Genomic DNA, 18483 nt, shown 5'->3' on the forward strand with positions numbered 1-18483 from the left:
ACGTTCCCAGAGCCTTTCCGGCGCATGCCGGACAGGCTCCCGGCTTCGCTAAGGAAGTAATTGCTGCGCCTTTCCGGACCGTTGGTTTCTTTCCGCCTCAGAAATCCGGAGCACGCTTTTCGCGGAAAGCTGCCATGCCTTCGCGCTGGGCGGCGCTGCCATAGAGACCGTGATAGATCTGCCGCTCGTAGCGCAGTCCCGCCGAAAGCGTGGTTTCCTCGGCGGCGTTTACTGCCTGACGCGCCATCATCACGATGTCATGGGCGTAAGACGCTATGGTGGCGGCAACGGTCGCTGCTTCCCGTTCCAACTCATCAACCGGCAGAACGCGGCTGACCAGCCCCATGCGCAGCGCCTCGTTCGCATCCACCATGCGGCCGGTGAGGATCATGTCCATGGCGCAGGCACGGCCCACCAGACGGGTCAGACGCTGGGAGCCGCCCATGCCCGGAATGCAGCCGATCTTGACTTCCGGCTGGCCGAACTTTGCGGTTTCCGACGCCAGAGCGATATCGCACATCATGGCCAGCTCGCAGCCGCCGCCCAGCGCATAGCCGCTGACGGCTGCAATCTTGGGAAGGCGCAGATCCGCGAAACGGTCCCATTCGTGGAAGACATCGGCCTCATACATGGTTGCGTGAGTGTGTCCGGATAGTTCGGCGATATCGGCCCCGGCGGCAAAGGCCTTGCGGCTGCCGGCAATGATGAGGGCGCGAATTTCCGGGTCACGATCGAAGCCCGTGGCAAGCTCCAGAATGCGGTGCATCAACTGGCTGTTCAGGGCGTTCAAGACTTGCGGACGGTTGATGCGGATGGTGGCAACGCGGCCTTCCACGGAAACGATCAGGTCGTCTTCCGGGTGCTGTTGCGTCTGGCCATTCAGTTTCAAAGCATGGTTAGGCGCATGGTTAGGCACATGGGGGGCATTCATGGGCTTATCCTCAATAAAATGGATTGATCTGAAAAAATCCGCCGGAGTTCTGGCTCCGGCGGCAGTGTTCGCGTTCTCTCCTGTCAGCTGTCCCAGATGGCGCCGTAGGCCGGAATGCCCTGGCATTCCATGGCATAGACAACCTGTCTGGTAACCTTCTGGTTGGCGATGACGATGACGGCTTCCGCACCGGTTTCCTGCACAGCCTGCAGGGCGAGCGCTGCGAGATCGGGTTTACCGCGCAGGTCCGTATCCCAGATCAGGGGGTTTTCGGTCGAGGCCTCCACCTCATCCACCAGCGCACCATAGGTCTTGCGCGGCGAGCGGGTGGACCAGATCAGCCGGTTCGGAACCTCTCCTGCGAAAAGATGCGGCAGGATGGGGCCGATGCCGGACCCGGTGCCGACATAGACGACCTTCTTGAACAGCACTTCGATGCGCGCCACGCCGGAGGTGGTGATGCCCTTGACCCAGACATGGCTCGGCGGATTATCGATGAACCGGCCCGTCCAGTCGCCTGCACGGCTGATGACGAGGCGATAGCCGCGCTCACCCGGTTTCGGTGCGTTTGCGAAGGCATGATATTCACCGAAGGGCGTGTGGCTGATGGCATTCGATGAGCCCGGGAAAGGCGTATCCCCATAATCGAAGCGCGCCGTGACGGCGTGGTTCGAGGGCTTCACCACCTCGATCTTCACCCGTTTCAGCGTGAGCCATGGCGAGACGACCGACAGAGTGATGACGGTAAGCGCCCAGATCGACGGCTGTTGAAGAACCGGCTGCCCCTGATCGTGGATGAGCGAGAGCGTCTGCGCCCAGAAGAGGGCCAGAAGCGTCCAGCCCGCAAAGCGATGCGTCTTTTCGAACAGATTGTGATAGCGGGCGCGCATGGATGGCAATGCGCAGGTGACGATCAGCGCGATGAGCGCCAGCATGACCCCGGTGAGGCCAAGCGTCAGATCCGACGGCAGGCTTTGCCCCTGAAAGCGGTTGAAACCCATGCCCGCCAGAAGCAGGGAAAACCACAGGCTGCCGGCCGTATTGCCACCGGAATGCAGGCCGCCGAAGTGGAACACCTTGGCGGCGCGCCAGCGGATCCATAGCGGCCAGCTGGTGGGAATGCGGGTGGCGAGCCAGAAGAGGAGGTTCACCACGCGCTGCTGGCGGATGAGGATACCGAGGCTGAAATTGACCAGCGCCATATTCGCCAGCAGTTCGAGGTTGGCCACCCCGCTCTGCAGGAGGCTTCCATCCTGCCACCAGAGAACGGCGAGGACGAGATTGACGATGGCAACCAGCGCATAGAGGCGGTGGTACTCCATGGCCAGCGGATGCCGGGTAATGCGGCGCAGGTTGAAGCTGGCCGCAGGCGATTCAGAGAGTTCGAGGGTCATCAGTTCAGCTCCGAAGCCTGTGCTTCGATATGATCCCGTGCCATGGAGAGCAGCAGGCGCTTGTCGAGTTTGCCGCGAGGAGTGAGCGGCAGCGAGGGAAGCGGGAGAATGGCGGCAGGAACGCAGTAGTAAGGCAGATGATCGCCAACCGCGCGGGACGCGGCCTCGACATCCAGGCTGGCGGGCGTGACAAAGGCGACAAGGCTGCGGTCATCATATTTGAGGGTAACAGCCTGTTGGCAGCCTTGCGTCGTTTCGATGACGCGGGAGACACCATCCAGCTCCACCCGGAAGCCGCGGATCTTGACCATGTCGTCCACGCGGCCGAAATGCTCCAGTTCGCCATCTTCCGTCCAGCGACCCAGATCGCGGGTGCGGAACATCATATGGCCGGGGCGGAAGGGATCGGGGCGATAGCGCTCTGCCGTCAGCGCCTCGTTTGCAAGATAGCCGAGGCTGACGCACGCGCCGCCCGCCCACATTTCCCCCACCTCGCCGATGGGCAGCGGCATGAGGTTTTCGTCGAGAACATAGACCGTGTTGTTGGGCGTGGGCTTGCCGATGGAAAGCACCGGCTTTTCCGGGCGATGCACGGCGGCGGTATTGATGATGGTCGTTTCCGTCGGGCCGCAGCTGTTGATGAAGGTGCAGAAGCTGCCCCAGAGATCGGCCAGCGGACGCGGGCATGGCTCGCCGGCCACGGCCACTGTCTTTATCTGGCGGCAGCGGTCCACATCCAGCTTGCCAAGGATGGAGGGCGTTGCGATGAGCACATCCACCTGTTCCGCCGTTTCCTGAATGGAAGAGCCGCGAATGACCAGCGTTGCGCCATTGCCCAACGCGCCCAACGTTTCCCAGGCCGCCATATCGAAGGCGATGGACAGGATCTGCCCCACCTTCTGGCTCGGACGAATGCCGAGATCGCCCGGAGCCGTAAACAGAACATTGGCCAGGTTGGCATGAGTGACCTGTACGCCGTTCGGCTGTCCCGTCGTGCCGGAGGTGAAAAGCAGAATGCAACGGTCCTCGGGCTTCGGACGAAGCGCCACATCCGGAACGGATGCGAGAGCTTCCGCCTCGAGAACATCCTCGATGACAAGGACGCTTGCCGTCTCGAAGGGGGGAAGTGCTGCGAAGCAATCGCGCATGGTGAGTACGACCGGGGCTGCCGAAACGGCTGCGACGTGGGTGAGGATTTCATCTGGTGCTACGCCGACATGCTGCGGAGCATAGGCCGCTCCCAGCTTCATCACAGCCACGATGCCGACCACCATGGGAATGGAGCGCTTGAGATAAAGACCGACAACACTGCCGGGACCGACGCCCTTTGCCTGCAGCGCCGCAGCCAGTGTGTTCGAGGCGTGATCCAGCTCGCCATAGGTCATGGCGCGTCCCTGCCACATCACGGCACGTTCATGCGGCTGGTGGGCGAACTGGAACGCGATGGCGTCCAGCACCGTATGAAAACGCGGGGACGCCGCCTCGCCCCAGCCAAAGGACAGGAAACGCTGCCGATCCTGCCGGTTGAGGGAGGCCAGGAGTGAGGTGCTTGCAACATCCCCCCGGCCAAGGACGGGCTGAAGGCCCTCGAATACAACTTCTGCGGAAGCAGGACGCGACATAAGGTCTGCCATTACTTTCTCCTTAAGGTCTTTTTAAAAATAAATTCTGCTAATCGTATAAGTATTAATCGCACAATAGGCGCAAAGTGAACGATCTGTATACCAAAATATAGACGGTTATATTTTTCGTAAAAACGGTTATGTATCAATTATATCCAAAAGCATATTTTTATATTTGACGTTAGATGTCACGTGCAAACCTTTAGAACCAAGGGATTGAGAAAAAAGGGGCGTGACCACATGCACAGGAATTATACTTGAACACATAAGAAATACACTTTATACGCGTGTTAAAATGTATGACTTTCTCTTGCCTGACGCCCTCCTTCACTCGAACGGCGGCAATGTGTAGCATTCAACATTTCGTGATCGGGGTCTGCATCCCGTCCTGGGCAGCGGCCAAAAAGGCATTTTGTTCACCCGCGATGGGTGGTAGGATGCAGGCCTGAAATTCAAAGGTTGCCTTCCGCTTGTTTCGCCTCCCTCTCCTTGTCGCATTGAGCCTTTTGATCGCCTTCGGCGGCGGCATATGGTCGACCCTCGTCGCGCTGGATGCGACCGTGGGCTTCGGCGCGATCAAGCTTGGCGCGTGGGAAGCCTTTCCGCAGGCGCAGACCATCAATGCCGATCCTTACGCGAAGGCGCACCGGGCCAATGGCGGCAAGCTGCTTTTGGGCAGCGCCGAGGGCCTGAGCTTTACGGCCAGCGTGGATGATGCAGGCGCGCGCCTGGACGGCGACTGCACCTATGTGATTTCCGGCCAGACGCCGCCCACCCGCGCCTGGACGCTTTTCGTGACCGGCGAAGACCGCCTGCCACCCTCCCCGGATGCCGAGCGGCCGCAGGCGCTGAATTCACGCATCGTTCTGAGACGGGCCGATGGCAGTTTCGAGGTCACGGTTGCGCCGTCCGCCTTTCCCGGCAACTGGCTTTCCACCACGCCCAACCAGCCGTTTCGCCTTGTGCTGACGCTTCTGGACACGCCAACGGCGGGAAGCTCGGGCTTGATCGATCTCACCATGCCGAAGCTGACAAAGACCGGTTGCAGCCATGCTTAGAGTACTCCTGGCGATCCTGACCGGACTTGTCGGTGCGGCACTGCTGCACCTCGTCATCATCTTCTCGCTGCCCAGTTTCAGCGAGCGGGATGCCCATAGCCAGGTGATGAACGAGGGGCCGGAATTTCGCTTTCACATCGTGGGCGCCAAGCCGGATCGGGCAGGCCTTGCCAAACAGGATCCGTTTCTGGAAATCGCCGTCTGCGCTTTCGACATCACGGATCAGCCCGTTCGCCTGACCTCTGCCAATGGCGTGCCGTTCTGGTCCATGGCGACCTTCGACAGTGCCTCCAACGAGACCTTCAGTATCAATGACCGCACGGCCGCCGACCGGACGCTGGATGTGATCGTGGCAACGCCCGTACAGGCGACGGCGCTTCGAAAGGCGCTGGCGTCGACGCAGGTTCAGCCAATCATCGTGGAGACGGCGCAGGTGGAGGGCTATGCCGTGCTGCGCGCACTTGTGCCTCAGCAGAGTTTTCGCGAGGCGGCCCTTCAATTCCTGACCAAGGCTGATTGCAGCCCGATGGAATGGGAATAGACAATTCCATCTCATGGACGAGCAACAGAAGACCTGTAAAGCGCGTCGCGATCTTTCAGATTCGCTCCTGACGCTTTAAGTTTTCTTGTCGCATGTCGTTATCGCAAAACCGCTCCACACTTTTGCGCGCCATGCTTTTGCGGGAGGCTGCTCCGTTTCGCTCGTATTACCGCTTCAATGTTTGTCGAAGGCCAGCGCCATCTCGTCCATCTTGCGGTGGGTCAGGTCTTCGATACGCTCGTAACGCACGCCCATGAAGAAGACCAGTTGCGCCGGGCTTTGAGCCAGACCCGCCGGCTGCATGCGCAGCGGGGCCTTGCCCGGGTGGGTTTCACGCCATTTCTTCAGTACGACTATCTCTGCCATGCTCGTCTCCATTGAGGGGATGAGACGGATGAAGGACCAGACAGTTTCACCCTGCCCCTGATCGGGGCTGACGCAACCTCTTGCGAGGCATTTGCGCCGTTCTCTGTTCTGCCGGAAAGAGCCGTTTGGCCGGTCCGTCCGGCAAAGCTGTTCAGTGTCGGCCTGACATATTCACGGGGCACCGACGTATTTTCTACGCAGGAAATCCGCAGGTGGTTTTCTTCACCTTTCCGAAAAAGCAAGACCGGGTTCAAACCGGAATTACATTTTCGATCCCCTGCAACCGAGGGGCGGCTCATGCGGTCTAGTCTCATTTCAGACATAAGATTGTTGACGTTCCGTTAATACACAAGCGTAGAGAAGCATTTGGCTGCCAGCTTGTGCGAAACTTTCCCTCCACAGGTTGCAAGACCTTGTGTCCGCTCGCGCACAGGGAACGCGAGACAGATGTGCAACAGTTCGGCACAGTTTGCTAATCTTCACCAGCCATTAACCCCGTCGGCCCTACGATGCCTTAACCATGAAGCGGGTGGAGCGACGGCCTTTCCCTGCCCTTCCTGAGATTTTCCCGGCGCATGATGCGCTGCGGCATAAGCTTGAAACGTCTGTTGTTAGTCATGCGTCGGTGGATATGAGCGTGGACCGCTATCGGGAACTTGAGAAGCCGCAGGCTTTGCGTAAAAAGGATGTGGTGCTGATGGCTACGGTCACCAGTTTCGAGGACCTGAAACATCCGACGAAATCGGAGCTGCGCCAGTTCGCCGAGCTTTTCTCGCCGCTCTACACCGCCTCCAGCGAAGAGGCACGGCGCCAGGCCGTTTCCGCCCTTTCGCAATGCGAGCAGGTGCCGTCCAGCGTTGCCTTTTTCATCGCCAGCCAGCCGATTGCGATTGCCGCGCCCTTTCTGATGGCATCGCCCTGTCTCGACGATGACCAGTTGATCGCGATCGCCCGCTGCCAGGGTGCCGAACACGCGCGCGCCATCGTGCGCCGCCCTGCCCTTTCGCCCGCCGTGATCGATGCGCTGGTCAGCATGCGTCATGCCCGCCTGCCTGCGAAAGCGGACAAGACACCGGTGGCGGTGGACAAGGCACCGATCGCCGAACAGCCCGCGACGCCCGCTGCTGTGCCTTCGACACAGCAACCGCTTTCCACAGAGGCGGCGGAAGCGGCACAGCGCGATGAAGCGCTGCGCCAGAAGATCAAGCAGCTGGCGGCCATGCAGGCGCGCCCGACGAGCGACAGGCTGGGGCTTCGCACGGCAACCGATGTGCAGGAGGCGCTGATGGTGCGCTTTGCCCGCAGCCGGGATGCGGATGCCTTCGCCACCTGCCTTGCCGATACGCTGAGCGCCAGCCGCTGGCTGGCAGAGCGCATCATGATGGATATTTCCGGCCTGCAACTGGCGACGACGCTGAAGGCGCTGGGCATGGATGCGCAGGAGGCCTTCTTCATTCTCGAACGGCTTTATGGACACCTGAAGGAATCCGTCGGTGGCGTTTCCCGCGGCGAAATCCTGTGGGACAGTCTGCAGGACGACGAATGCATTCGCCGCCTGGAAGCCTGGTGCCGCGCCGACCGCTACACCTATGCGGACAAGCATGAGATGTCGGAGACCGAACACACCACGGCAGCCGCCAACGATGGTGCCGAACAGGTGGCTGCCAAAGTCAGACGAGCCTGACGCGCGGTGTCTTGCATTCCGCGCTTGATGAGTTTCTACTTATAGAGTATTCAAATTTATTGATGCATCTCACCGGTTGTATCGAATCCGAATCTCTATTACTCTCGTCTGGTTAAAACCGGAGAGGCATGAGGCTCGCTCCCCCAGCTCGGGCGTCTTGCCATGAATGGCGCATGGCGCTTCCGGGAGGGACAAGAATGACATCCATTTCAACTGTCAATAATACGGCTGCGCTGACCGTTTTGCGATCAGGGCAGAATACATCATCCGTCGAGGGGTTTCTCGGCTCATCGAATTTCAAGGCGAGTTCGCCCGCCGTGTTCAAAGGCATTCTGACTGCCTTTGCTGAAAATCCCAGCTTTGTTGAGCAGTTCAACAAGGAGTTCAAGAAGCAGATGGAATGGACTGCCCCGGATGGCAGCCACATCCATCCCAATAATGCGAGCCATAATGCTCTCATTGAAGTCATTATGGCTAATCGAGATGCTTTTCCGCCAGGGGAATTTGAAATCCATACAAATTTGCCTGACGGCGCATCGATGCACGTTACAATACCTTCCGCCGAGGATGTAAAGCTCGCACGCTTTGCCGAGGATGTGGCAGCCAAGCAGAAGGCCTATGACGATGCCGTTGCCGCCAAGGAAGCAGCGGAAACGCCAGACCCGGAAGCGGTGAAGCTGAAGGCCATGGCAGATGTGGTGAAAACGCTGGTTCTGGATAGTGCGCAGCAAGAGACCGGCGAGACCACCAGCGCACCGCAGGCCATTCTCGCCAAGCCCTATCTCGATGAGAAAAAGGACGCTGCATAAACGGTTCTAGGAACCCTCGACAACCGGAATGAGATCGCCGATCTCGTCTATTTCAAGCTCTACCAGCCAGAGATCGCTGTCGAAGCGGCGTTCGCGGGCGAGAGCATCGTCGACCGTCGCGGGATCAACCTTCTCCAGACGCTTTTCGAACCGGCGCTCGCCTGGCTCTTCCACCATCATCTGCGGTGCTGGCGCATAGAGCGTTTCCCGGCCATCGCGATGGCGCTGGCGAATGAAGATGGCGCCCGCCTCGTCCGCGCCCCGCTGCTCGATGGCGGCAAAACCACCCTGCCCGAAGACGCGCCGGGTCAAGGCCGCGATGAAGATTTCCGATTTCAGTCTCATGGGTGCTTTCTATACCACCGACGCGGAATGAGACAATGCGCGGCGGTTTCCGCTTCAGGAAGCGTAAATTCGCACCAATCCGGGGCAATTGAGCGGATGATTTTGAAAAGGCTTAAGAAATACACGCTTAAGCTTCTGTCACCGGCGAGCGCAATCCATGACGGAGACCCAATGGCGAAGTACAAATATGCCCACCACATGTGCCAGAGCGATGTCGGGGCGTTTGACCAGACCTACAAGCCCGGACAAATCGTGTTCAACAGCGGCATCTATCGCTGCAAGGCCTGCGGCAACGAGATTGCCCTTGGCAAGGGACAATCTATTCCGACCCATCATCATGAACACATCGTACTCGGCCCTGTGACATGGAACCTGCTGGTGTTTGCGCAGGAGCATCCGAAGTAAGACCTGATCACCGGATAGTTTGCACGAAATACTTCAAAGCGCGCCGATGGATTTGAGCTTGCGCAGAACAAGCTCGGAGGGCTCGCCATTTTCCGGCAGGCGGTAATGCTTCTGGAAATGCCGGATAGCGGCTTTCGTCTGCGCTCCCGCTACGCCATCCACCGTGACATCCGTATAGGCAATGTTCAGCAAGCCACGCTGGATCTGCATGATAAGATTGGCGTTTTCGCCCGCAGGCAGGGATGCGGGCATCTGGCCTGCTTGGGTTTGGGCTGCGAGACTTTGGGCGCTGGCCGCCTGCTTGGCCGGGGATTGCACCGTGGCCGGAGGCAGGCCGTTGGCTGCCGGAACACGCGGCGTGGCTGAGACCGGTTGCGGCTTCAGCGGCGCCTGATCCGGCTTCGCGGCCTTTGACGCGGCTGGAATGTCCGCCGGTGGTCGCGGCATGGCCTGCGCTGCAGGGGCGCCACGTTCTGCGGTACGAATGGCGGCGGCCACGGGATCCTCACCCTTCAGGCTGCCGGAAGGCCGCTGCACCGGCACCGCAATGGGGCCCTTGATGGAGCCGACCGGCTGTTCCGGAACGGGATGCCCCACATTTGGGCTTCCATTCACCTGTGCATTCTGGGCAGATGCCTGCGGCTCGGCGGCGTGGATGGCTGCGGCAATCGACATGGGCTGCGCGACAGGCTGAGTGGCGGGTGCTTGCGCAGCGGGTGCCTGTGTCGCGGGAGCTTGAGCGGCCTGAGCGGGGGCAGACTGTTTTGCCGGAGCCGGCGCTTCTGCGCGGATGATCTGGCGCAGATCCTCATCCGTTGCGCGCTGGATGCGGATGGTCGTCACATCGCTATCGTGCGGACGGGACAGCGGACGATAACCGGCAATGCCGTTCGGGTCCGTTGCATCGCGCGTTCTGAAGAAGGGCGCGGGGTGGCCTTCCGGCTGATACCACAGCGCATTGGCCGCCACGAAGCTGGACGCCACGCAGACACTGAGAAGACCCGCCACGCGACGCGGATGCCGGGTGAGCGCACGGCTGATTGCCGTGAGAGCCTGCACCAGCAGGCCCGGCTGTTTTACCGGCGCCTTTCTGCGATCAGGCGCTTTTCGCTTCCGCGCGGTCATGCGCAATTCCCTGTCTACTCGTTACAGCCACATTTGCCTTTGCATGCAAACGGGGAGGAAATTCGACGGCTTCTTCTACCGCAGCCCGGGCGGCATTTTCATGAGATGGCGCGTTGGCGTCCATCGATAAACCTTCTGCCGGGAGAACCACCGTTACCACGGTTCCTTCGCCCAGGCGACTTTCAATGGTGAATTGTCCACCGTGCAGGCCAACCAATCCCTTGACCAGTGAAAGTCCGAGACCCGTGCCTTCGAAGTTGCGGGTGTAACCATCCTGAATTTGGCAGAAAGGCTGGCCCAGCAGCGAAATCTTTTCCGCCGGAATGCCGATGCCCGTATCGCTGACGACGAGCTTGATCTCACGCCCTTCACGCAGGGCATCGATGGTGACGACGCCGCCTGCTTCGGTGAACTTGATGGCATTGCCGGCAAGATTGATGAGGATCTGCTGCACGGCGCGCGGATCGGCCACCAGTTCGCCGAGATTGCGGGGGACGCGCGCTGCGAGCGTGACACCGCGATTGCGGGCCTGAAGATCCAGCATGGCACGGCAGTTTTCCACGACCTCTGCGAGCTCGAAGCTTTCCGTCAGCAGTTCATAGCGTCCTGCCTCGATACGGCTCATATCCAGCATGGCGTTGACGACGCCGAGCAGATGGTGACCGGACTGGCGGATGAGGCCGACATATTCCCGCTGGCGATCGTTTTCCAGCTTGCCGAAATACTCGCCGATCAGAACATCCGAGAAACCGAGAATGGCGTTGAGCGGCGTGCGCAGTTCATGGCTGACGGCCGCGAGGAAACGCGACTTCGCCTCATTGGCCGACTGTGCCTCTGCCGAATGCAAGGCGACCTGTTCGCGCAGCGTCACCGCATCGGTCTGGTCGCGCATCTGGACATAGACCTGGCTCAACTCGCCATCGCCATTGAAGACGGCCGTCATATCGAGAATGGTGGACAGGAACTGGCGACCGCCCTGCTGATCCAGGCCATGCTCCAACCGCGCTTCCACGGTCGCGCTCTCGGCACCCTGGCGCAGGCGATCCAGCGCCTGGGCCACGCCGATGCGATCCGAAACATGCACGAGTTCGGCAAGGGTCAAGCCCTTTGGTTCCGCGCGCGAGGCGGGCAGAAGATGCCGGTCGCGGCCACCGGTGCGGCTGATCCTGCCCTGCATATCGCAGAGGAAGGAAATGCCCGGTCCACATTCGAAAGCAGAGAATTCCGGCAGGGCTTCTTCGGCAGTGTCATTATAATGCGTGCGGTCGCGCACGAGCACCAGGCCCGCCGCGGTGACGCAGACGAGGCAGGCGAGCATCAGCGCCGCTGCTACCGGCAGAGCCAGTGCTGGGCTGAACAGCAGGACCGAAAGAACAGGCAGAACGAAGAGACTGACCAGGCACACCAACGCCAGAAGCCTGAGCGCGACCACATCGGCTGCGCGCACGTCATCGCGATCGGCCACCAGATGCAGCCAATGCCGGGCCGCACGGTCTACCGTCTGGAGAGCCTTGCCGCCGATGTTTCTGAATACGCGCACACCAATACCTAATCGCGAATCTCGATGGAGCGACCATAGGCCCCGGGGGTTTAAGGAAACTATAAAAGCAGACCCCGAAAACCCCCTTTAAGAGGCCCGAAAAGCGGTTTTGAATGTCTCGGAACGGTGCAATTCCGGTCGTGGTTAACCGAGGGTAAGCATCGGAATTCCCTCAATTTTCACGGTTTCGTTAACCAGTGGGGCGCCAATGACCTGTGGAAGGCCCGGGAACTGTGAGCCTTTGCCACATTTATGCTTAACACGGACGCCTAAAATGCGCTTCAAATTGGCGAAATCGGTGCCTTGCGACGTGATCACTAAAATTCGAGACAATATTGATCCAAATGCTGGCTTTTACCGCAACGGGACGTTTTTGCCTGCGTTCTAGTGTGGGTGTCAGAACAGATCCGGCGAGAACAGGCCGGTGGCAAGCAAACGGGCGGATGAACAGCAATGTGGTTCCTCTTCAAGACGAGTGTGGTTTTCGGCATGGGGCTGGTGGTGCTATCCTACTTCAGCACCCACACGCCCGACGCCGGTGAAGCCGGAGCGAACCAGCTCCAGCTGACCGAAGCCATCTCGGCAGCGAGCGGCGCCTATAGCTACATCAGTTCGCTCTGCACCGAAAAACCCGAGGTGTGCGAGAAAGGCGGAGAGGCTTTCGTTGCCCTGACCGCTCGCGCCAAGGAAGGTGCCCGCGTTGCCTTCGAATTCCTGGACAAGCAATTGGCGGAAGAGAAAGCGGGACAGCCGAAACTGGCTGCCAATGCAGTTGGCAACACCCTTGGCAACGCCGCTGGCAATCCTCCTGGTAACACCGTGACGAACACGGTTGCCAGACCTGACCTGCAGCCGATGCCGCCGAAACCCGATGCCGTCGTGACCGGAACCGTGGTTCCCCTGCCGCTGAAGCGGCCAGACCGGTAGAATGCTCGGTTCTCACATCGAATTTTGACTGATCCCGGCACCGGGCATTCCCGGTGAAGGTTGTTACTGCCCCTGACTTTCAGCTTTGCTGACGCCGCAAGAATCCTGTTCCTGCGGCGTTTTTTTCCGTTTCCGTTGCAAGGGTAAGTTCCTATATGGAAAGACCACAGGCTTGGCGGAGACAGCATGACCAGCATCGACCAGATCATCGACGATTTTGCGTTCCTGGACGATTGGGAAGATCGCTATCGCTATGTGATCGAACTCGGCAAGGCGCTGCCCGACCTGAGCGAAGACAAGCGGACCGCCGAGAACAAGGTCAACGGCTGTGCCAGCCAGGTGTGGCTCGTCTCGCATACAGACGGGGGCGCCGATCCTCTCATGACATTCGAGGGCGATTCCGACGCGCATATCGTGCGCGGCCTGGTGGCCATCGTTCTTGCCGCCTATTCCGGCAAGCGCGCCTCCGAGATCGCCGCGACCGATGTGATCGACATCTTCAACCGCATCGGTCTGGTGGAGAACCTGTCCACCCAGCGGGCAAACGGACTGCGCTCCATGGTCAAGCGCATTCGCGACGAGGCAGCCCGCGCGGCAGCATGACTTTTCAGCGATCGATCGCGGGCCGGTAGTCCTGAGCTCCCCACTGGTGACGGCGGGGATTGGCCGGTGGCGGCGCGTAGTGACGGGCAAGCGCCAGAAGCGCTGTGCGCAGCATGAGCTTGGCGGAACGGCTGGGCCAGCCGCGTTCGCGTTCCACCTGTTCCAGCCCCTTGTAGAAGCAGCAGACATCCAGCGCCACACCGGCAAGTTCCGGCCCGATGGCGTCCACCGCGCGCCAAAGGCGGTCGCGCGCCATCATTGCGCTGTCGGATAGATCCTGCTTGCCGCCACCCTGCCCTGCGCTGCGCGTTGCCAGTCGAGGCTCCCAGGTGGAGGTGATGCTGGGCTGCAATTGTCCGCGCTCGAAATCCGCAGCCAGCCGGTCGCCTGCATCCACGGCCTCCTGCGGGAGGAACGGTGCGCCGGTGCGATCCTTCAGACGGCGAAGATGTCCGAGCGGCGATTCCAGCAGATTCCGGATCACCGCCTGTCTTTCGCCGCCGATCTCCACCTCGCCGCGCACCTCCTGCCGGTGCTGGGTGGCAAAGCTTTCCTCTTCCCGTTCAGCCATGGCGCGGCGCAGATAGGCGCGAGCCTCGGGTCGCGCCTGGAGCATGGAGCCAGACCACCCGATGAGGCCGGAGGAAAGCGCAACGTCGTAAACCGTTGCGGGAAAACTGCGATTTCCGCCCTGCCCTACAGTCAAAACAAGTGCGTCTGCACCAAGCGCCGCGGCAAGCCCATCCGGCGCGGCCAGCAGAGTACGCAATAGCCTGAGCAACTGAACGCCATCAGTCATCTGCATCGACCTCCAACGAAACTTCTTGCTGTCGGGCAATACGAGCGCCAAGACGACCGACAATTTCGAGCACCACATCCAGATGGTGATCATCGCGACTGTTCTCGACCGCCTGGCAGGCCTCACGCACCGAGGTTCGGGAGATGCCAAAGATGCGGGAGACAGTGACCTGCGACAGGCCCAGCATGACATGGCAGAGATAGAGCGTGATCAGTCGGCTGTTGCGCTCGCGGACGCGATGACGGGACCGGCTGACGATGGGCAGAAGATCCTCGATGGCGAGAACCGTATGTTCCATCTGCAGGCAATGGTGCAGAAGACGGGAGCGCGGTGGCGATGGTAAACGTGAACGCGCCATCTTGCCCGAATGAAAGACCTGTGACCGATCGCAGCTGAAAAATGCGGAGGCAGAGGCCGAAATTAAATCGTCGAATAACATGAACAACTCCTCGAACTAGGAATTAATTCATATACCATATCGCCATCCACCCCGGACTGGGAAGAGGCTATTCACATCTTCATAGGATCTCAGGCCTAACTCTGCGCAAGATATACGATTTTTTTCCTATTTCGAGTCATGATGGGAAGTTGCAAGATTAAACGACGAAGGGTGAAGACCCGACCACTGCGCGGGTCGCACAATGGTCGGATCTTCACCCTTTAAAACTGGCGGCGGTGAACGCGCAGGTCGCGCGGGCCGAGGCATATCTCCCGGCGCCCGACGGATCGGGCCCGGGGACAGGACACTTACTTGGCGCGCTTGCGGCGCTGGCCGAGGCCCATTTCCTTGGCAAGGCGGGAGCGGGCTTCCGCATAGGCCGGAGCAACCATCGGATAGTCGGCTGGCAGGCCCCACTTTTCGCGATATTCTTCCGGCGTCATGTTGTAGTGCGTCATCAGGTGGCGCTTCAGCGACTTGAACTTCTGGCCGTCTTCCAGGCAGATCAGATAGTCGTCTTCGATCGACTTGCGGATCGGAACAGGCGGCTTCGGCTTTTCGACAGCAGCCGGCTGCGGAACAGGCGACGTGGTGTTGCTGAGGGCGGAATGCACGTCGGCGATCAGGTTCGAAAGATCACCCACCGGCACGACATGATTGCTGACATAGGCAGCCACGATATCGGCGGTCAATTCCACCAGAAAATCGGGCGCCTTGCCTGCTGCAAGTTCAGTCATCGTAGATCTCCTGTTTTTTGTTGGCTCGGCAAACGGCAAGCCGCTCGCCATTTACACAGCGACCTCGTCCGACTGTTGCACCTGCTTCAAGATGATCCGAACCCACCCCTAGGCTCGACAGGGACAACCATAGAACGAGATCGGATTACTTGGCATTCCGCAAGACTCAACAAACACTAGAACGGCCACAACCATGAATACAGATCTTGGAAGTGGCAGATTGCCGGGTGAGCGAAGCGGACGTCAATATTCGTACTCTGCATCAATGCGAATAACACCGTTCCGAACAAAGTCCAAATACAATTTGCATGTGTTTATTCTGATCTGGCTCAATAAAGAGGCTATAGTATTTACTGACCAAAGCGATGCAGCGCAAAGGGTCCCTCTATTTGGAACGGTAACAACGTTATTCAAGAGGTCTGTCGCGCCGCAATTCGTCCATCACTGTTTTTTCATGCAACCTGTAGCCAACCTCATGCGCGGCGCGGGCCAGAAGATGTGCCGAAATGGGCGCCGTGAGAATGAAAAACAGGAACCCGGCAAGCGCGCGAAAGAGGATGGACAGTTCGCCTGCGTGAAGGCCTGCCGCAAGCAGCAGAAGACCGGAGCCCACCGTTCCCGCCTTCGAGGCTGCATGCATGCGCGTGAACACATCCGGCAACCGATTGAGACCGATTGCCGCGATCAGCGAAAACAGGCTTCCCGCAACAACGATGGCCCCAACAGCCAGCAAAAACAGGGAGTTAATGAGGTCGGCCATCAGCGCACCCTTCTTGTATCAGTGTGCGAGGCCGTTTCTGCCCGTGCCCCGTCTGCCTTGTCGCCCTCTTCGTCCGCCGTCTGGCGCGACAGGATGAAGCGGGCGAAGGCAACCGTTGCCAGAAAGCCGACGAGACCGAGCGCAATCGCGATGTCGATATAGAGCGTGAAGCCGGTTTTCACCGCAATGATGGCGATGAAGCCGATGACGATGCCAACCAGCATATCCAGTGCGACAACGCGGTCGGCAAGCGTCGGCCCCTTCACCACCCGATATACCGTCAGAAGAAAGGCGACACTCAAGATCGCCAGACCCAGCCATACTGCGAAATTGAACAGAGTTGCTGCCATCATCAGCGGAACGCCTCCATGATCTTGCGCTCAAACCCTTCGGCGATATCCCGCTTCGTTCCTTCCGGGTCCGAGCAATCGATCGCGTGGACATAGAGTGTGCGGCGATCCTCCGAGACGTCGACCGACAGCGTGCCCGGCGTCAGCGTGATGAGGTTGGCAAGCAGCGTGATCTCGAAATCGCGATCCACCGTCAGCGGAAAGGCGAAGATGCCGGGCTTCAGGTCCATATCCCGCCGCAGGACGAGGGTTGCGACCTTCCAGGCCGATAGCGCCAGTTCCTTGAAGAAGAGGATCGTCAAGGACAGGATGAAGCGAACACGCCGCAGATAGCTGACGCCTTCCGCCTGTTCGCGGATCAAGCCGATGGCAAGCGCAGACACCAGAAACCCGAACAGGAAGTTGACGAAGGTGGCGCTGCCGCTGACGGCAATCCACAAGACGGCGAGAAGCAGGTTGAGGCCAAGCGCCGTCATTGCGCACCTCCTTGCGGGAAGACCGAACGGACATAGGACTGCGGGTCGAGTAGACCGGTCGCTGCCTGTTGCGACAGGGACAATGGCGCTTCGGGAAACAGGCCGAACAGCAGGATGAGAGCCGTCAGCCCCAGAATGGCGACAGCGGCCAGCCGGTCCTGCGTGAGCGGTCCAGCGATAACAGAGGCAGCGCTCTCCGGAGCAGGCCGCCAGTAGGCCAGAAGAAAGGTGCGGCCAAGCGCGATGGTGGCCAGAAAGCCGGAGATAAGAATGCCCGCCGCGAGCCACCAGGCACCGATATCCACCGATGCCTTGACCAGCATGATCTTCGGCCAGAGACCGGAGAATGGCGGTAAACCTGCCACCGCCAGGAACAGCGCCAGCGATACGAAGGCAAAGCCGGGCGCCATGCTATAAATACCGCCGCCCGCCGACAGCGTCCAGGAACCGGTCAGCGCCTTCACCCGGCCGATTACGAGATAGAGCGCAGTCATGGCCAGAATGGAATGCAGCGCATAGAGCACGGCACCGGACAGGCCGACCATGGTGCCGGTTGCTATGCCCGCCAGCATGTTGCCGATGCCGAGGATGACGGCGAAGCCTGCCATGCGGCGAAGATCGTTCTGGGCCAGCATGCCAAATCCGGACAGGACCATGGTGAGGACCGCAACAATCGCCAGCACGAGGCTCAACTCTTCCCGCTGCACCGGAAACAGCATGACCATGACGCGCAGCAGCGCATAGATGCCGATCTTCGTCAGCAGCCCGCCGAAAAGCGCCGACACCGTGATGCGCGGCGTGTGATAGGAGGCCGGCAGCCAGAAATTGACCGGGAAGGCCGCCGCCTTCATGGCAAAGGCGAGAATGAACAGGGCCGACAGCGTCATCAGCGGCGCACCGTTGATCTCCCGCGCCTTCAGCGCGATATCCGCCATGTTGAGCGTGCCGAAGATGGCATAGAGATAGCCGACCGAGATGAGGAACAGCGTGGTGCCGATCAGGTTGAGAACGGCGTATTTCAGCGCACCATCGATCTGCTGCTTTTCGGACCCCAGAATCAGCAGACCGAAGGACGAGATGAGCAGCACTTCGAACCAGACGTAGAGGTTGAAGATGTCACCCGTCAGGAAGGCGCCGGAAACGCCGGCCATCAGCAGCATCAGGAACGGGAAGAAGCCGTAGCGGCGGCCGCTATCGCTGATATCCGTCAGTGCCGCAAGACCCGCCGCCAGGCCCGCAAGGGCTGAGACAAGCGCCATCAGCGCCCCCAGCACATCCACCGTGAAGGCGATGCCGAAGGGTGGCAGCCAGCGCCCCATCATCATGGTTACAGGACCGCCGGTGGAAACCTTCCACAGCAGCGCTGCGTCGATGAGCACCAGAGCCACGAGCGCCGGGATGGCAATGAAGCCGTGGCGATCAACGCGGTGGCGCATCATCATCAGCAGAGCGCCTGCGGTGATCATCAGCGCGGGCGGCAGGATGACGAGCCACTCGCCAAGGCCTGGAGGAGCCATGACGAAGGCTTGCGACAGATCGACAGACAAAGAGGATGGAGAGGCCATGGTCCGT

Annotated in this window: 21 protein-coding genes; 7 read left to right on the plus strand and 14 right to left on the minus strand. The window is 60.0% G+C overall.

Going from position 1 to position 18483, the window contains the following annotated elements:
- Positions 1–97: 97 nt before the first annotated feature.
- The 3 genes from ASD54_RS01715 to ASD54_RS01725 form a co-directional block, all read right to left on the minus strand.
- A complete protein-coding gene (locus tag ASD54_RS01715) occupies positions 98–931 on the minus strand; it encodes an enoyl-CoA hydratase-related protein (protein WP_082547016.1) in 834 nt (277 codons plus the stop codon).
- An 83-nt stretch (positions 932–1014) separates the two neighbouring features.
- On the minus strand, positions 1015–2325 hold the full coding sequence (locus ASD54_RS01720; protein WP_062552864.1) for a hypothetical protein: 1311 nt from the start codon (positions 2323–2325) through the stop codon (positions 1015–1017).
- Positions 2325–3959: an AMP-binding protein gene (locus ASD54_RS01725; RefSeq protein WP_244484630.1), complete on the minus strand. Its 1635-nt coding sequence runs from the start codon at positions 3957–3959 to the stop codon at positions 2325–2327. The genes ASD54_RS01720 and ASD54_RS01725 overlap by 1 nt, the downstream gene beginning before the upstream one ends.
- A gap of 458 nt (positions 3960–4417) precedes the next feature.
- Between ASD54_RS01725 and ASD54_RS01730 the strand changes: the two genes are divergently transcribed.
- Complete coding sequence (locus ASD54_RS01730) at positions 4418–5005, plus strand: DUF1214 domain-containing protein (RefSeq protein WP_062552865.1); 588 nt, start codon at positions 4418–4420, stop codon at positions 5003–5005.
- A complete protein-coding gene (locus tag ASD54_RS01735) occupies positions 4998–5546 on the plus strand; it encodes a hypothetical protein (RefSeq protein ID WP_062552866.1) in 549 nt (182 codons plus the stop codon). Before ASD54_RS01730 ends, ASD54_RS01735 begins: the two co-directional genes overlap by 8 nt.
- A 174-nt stretch (positions 5547–5720) precedes the next feature.
- Here the strand turns inward: ASD54_RS01735 and ASD54_RS01740 are convergent, their stop codons facing one another.
- Positions 5721–5912, minus strand: a complete 192-nt coding sequence (locus tag ASD54_RS01740; protein ID WP_062552867.1) for a hypothetical protein — start codon at positions 5910–5912, stop codon at positions 5721–5723.
- 697 nt (positions 5913–6609) lie between these two features.
- Here ASD54_RS01740 and ASD54_RS01745 point away from each other — a divergent pair.
- Together ASD54_RS01745 and ASD54_RS01750 are read left to right on the plus strand one after the other, a co-directional pair.
- Positions 6610–7596, plus strand: a complete 987-nt coding sequence (locus ASD54_RS01745; protein ID WP_082547045.1) for a DUF2336 domain-containing protein — start codon at positions 6610–6612, stop codon at positions 7594–7596.
- Between the two features lie 197 nt (positions 7597–7793).
- On the plus strand, positions 7794–8405 hold the full coding sequence (locus tag ASD54_RS01750; protein ID WP_062552868.1) for a hypothetical protein: 612 nt from the start codon (positions 7794–7796) through the stop codon (positions 8403–8405).
- A 6-nt stretch (positions 8406–8411) separates the two neighbouring features.
- Here the strand turns inward: ASD54_RS01750 and ASD54_RS01755 are convergent, their stop codons facing one another.
- Positions 8412–8750 carry a DUF1491 family protein gene (locus ASD54_RS01755; protein ID WP_062552869.1) on the minus strand — a complete coding sequence of 113 codons (339 nt, stop codon included), beginning with the start codon at positions 8748–8750 and terminating at the stop codon, positions 8412–8414.
- A gap of 171 nt (positions 8751–8921) precedes the next feature.
- On the opposite strand from ASD54_RS01755, the gene ASD54_RS01760 reads away from it, so the two are divergent.
- Positions 8922–9155, plus strand: coding sequence for a hypothetical protein (locus ASD54_RS01760; RefSeq protein WP_062552870.1), 234 nt, complete (start codon positions 8922–8924; stop codon positions 9153–9155).
- A gap of 33 nt (positions 9156–9188) precedes the next feature.
- Here ASD54_RS01760 and ASD54_RS27115 read toward each other — a convergent pair whose 3' ends face one another.
- Together ASD54_RS27115 and ASD54_RS01770 are read right to left on the minus strand one after the other, a co-directional pair.
- The gene (locus ASD54_RS27115) at positions 9189–10280 is read right to left on the minus strand and encodes a peptidoglycan-binding domain-containing protein (RefSeq protein ID WP_062552871.1); all 1092 of its coding nucleotides are present in this window, start codon (positions 10278–10280) and stop codon (positions 9189–9191) included.
- A complete protein-coding gene (locus tag ASD54_RS01770) occupies positions 10252–11820 on the minus strand; it encodes a HAMP domain-containing sensor histidine kinase (protein WP_156379009.1) in 1569 nt (522 codons plus the stop codon). The genes ASD54_RS27115 and ASD54_RS01770 overlap by 29 nt, the downstream gene beginning before the upstream one ends.
- A gap of 453 nt (positions 11821–12273) precedes the next feature.
- Between ASD54_RS01770 and ASD54_RS01775 the strand changes: the two genes are divergently transcribed.
- The gene (locus ASD54_RS01775; RefSeq protein WP_062552872.1) at positions 12274–12747 is read left to right on the plus strand and encodes a DUF5330 domain-containing protein; all 474 of its coding nucleotides are present in this window, start codon (positions 12274–12276) and stop codon (positions 12745–12747) included.
- A gap of 186 nt (positions 12748–12933) precedes the next feature.
- On the plus strand, positions 12934–13350 hold the full coding sequence (locus tag ASD54_RS01780) for a SufE family protein (RefSeq protein WP_062552873.1): 417 nt from the start codon (positions 12934–12936) through the stop codon (positions 13348–13350).
- 4 nt (positions 13351–13354) lie between these two features.
- Here the strand turns inward: ASD54_RS01780 and ASD54_RS01785 are convergent, their stop codons facing one another.
- The 7 genes from ASD54_RS01785 to ASD54_RS01815 form a co-directional block, all read right to left on the minus strand.
- Positions 13355–14149 carry a DUF6456 domain-containing protein gene (locus ASD54_RS01785; protein WP_156379010.1) on the minus strand — a complete coding sequence of 265 codons (795 nt, stop codon included), beginning with the start codon at positions 14147–14149 and terminating at the stop codon, positions 13355–13357.
- Positions 14142–14588, minus strand: a complete 447-nt coding sequence (locus ASD54_RS01790; protein ID WP_062552875.1) for a hypothetical protein — start codon at positions 14586–14588, stop codon at positions 14142–14144. Before ASD54_RS01790 ends, ASD54_RS01785 begins: the two co-directional genes overlap by 8 nt.
- A gap of 308 nt (positions 14589–14896) precedes the next feature.
- A complete protein-coding gene (locus ASD54_RS01795) occupies positions 14897–15325 on the minus strand; it encodes a MucR family transcriptional regulator (protein ID WP_062552876.1) in 429 nt (142 codons plus the stop codon).
- Between the two features lie 406 nt (positions 15326–15731).
- On the minus strand, positions 15732–16085 hold the full coding sequence (gene mnhG, locus ASD54_RS01800; RefSeq protein WP_062552877.1) for a monovalent cation/H(+) antiporter subunit G: 354 nt from the start codon (positions 16083–16085) through the stop codon (positions 15732–15734).
- Positions 16085–16438: a cation:proton antiporter gene (locus tag ASD54_RS01805; RefSeq protein WP_062552878.1), complete on the minus strand. Its 354-nt coding sequence runs from the start codon at positions 16436–16438 to the stop codon at positions 16085–16087. The genes mnhG and ASD54_RS01805 overlap by 1 nt, the downstream gene beginning before the upstream one ends.
- Entirely contained in the window at positions 16438–16911 is a 474-nt protein-coding gene (locus tag ASD54_RS01810; RefSeq protein ID WP_062552879.1) for a Na+/H+ antiporter subunit E, read from the minus strand. The genes ASD54_RS01805 and ASD54_RS01810 overlap by 1 nt, the downstream gene beginning before the upstream one ends.
- A complete protein-coding gene (locus tag ASD54_RS01815) occupies positions 16908–18476 on the minus strand; it encodes a Na+/H+ antiporter subunit D (RefSeq protein ID WP_062552880.1) in 1569 nt (522 codons plus the stop codon). The genes ASD54_RS01810 and ASD54_RS01815 overlap by 4 nt, the downstream gene beginning before the upstream one ends.
- Positions 18477–18483 lie beyond the last annotated feature (7 nt).

This window comes from Rhizobium sp. Root149 (assembly GCF_001427345.1).
GTDB lineage: Bacteria > Pseudomonadota > Alphaproteobacteria > Rhizobiales > Rhizobiaceae > Neorhizobium > Neorhizobium rhizoryzae.